General features: G+C 36.2%; 1 protein-coding gene. It reads right to left on the reverse strand.

Going from position 1 to position 751, the window contains the following annotated elements:
- Positions 1 to 751: carboxylesterase family protein (locus ACJDU8_RS25580; protein ID WP_406795006.1), on the reverse strand; the 751-nt coding region annotated here is incomplete at both ends.

The raw sequence follows: 751 nt of genomic DNA on the forward strand, positions 1-751 counted from the left end.
AGTTTGAAGCCAGCATTTTACTTACGTCAGTTGCCAATTCATCTTTACTAGCTTCTGCATTCCAAGTTGCCTTGCTTACAGTAGCTCCCTTCTTTTTCAATACTTCAGTAATAGCATCCTCTCCCGGATTAGCCTTATTATCACCTTCTGATACAATAATCCATAAGTTCTTATTTGCCATTGGACTTACTTTTGTAGGATCCCATTGACAAGCAACCAGTAATGATGCTGCAAACATGTCAGGATACTTGATATCCATAGCGATGGAAGTCATTCCTCCCATTGATTGACCAGTGTTGTATATACGATTGGAATCAATGCTGTATTGGTTTTTCAACTGTTTTACAAGATCAATTGTTATATCCATTTGATCGGTAGTTTGGGAAGTGTCATCAGCAATAATACTAGTATATTGTGGTGCAAGTACAAAGCATTCATTCTTTGCCTGTTCAGATGGCTCTGCCCATACAACTGCTCCTAACCCCTGTGTTAACGTATTTGTAGGATTATTACTTACAACACCGGCATCATGCATAAACAACACTAATGGATACTTTTTAGATGAATCATAATTTTTTGGTACATATAGATTATACATTAGTTTTTCATTGTTGTAATTTGGATCTGTATAAGTAAGTTGCTTAAAGTCTTCTACTACTAAATTAACATCCTTGGTACTTGCCATCACTTTTGAATCGGCCTTATATATTTGACCTCCCACAGTTTCTATGTCACCACTCTGTGTTATATT

The organism is Candidatus Clostridium eludens, from assembly GCF_045310515.1.
Taxonomy (GTDB): domain Bacteria; phylum Bacillota; class Clostridia; order Clostridiales; family Clostridiaceae; genus Clostridium_B; species Clostridium_B eludens.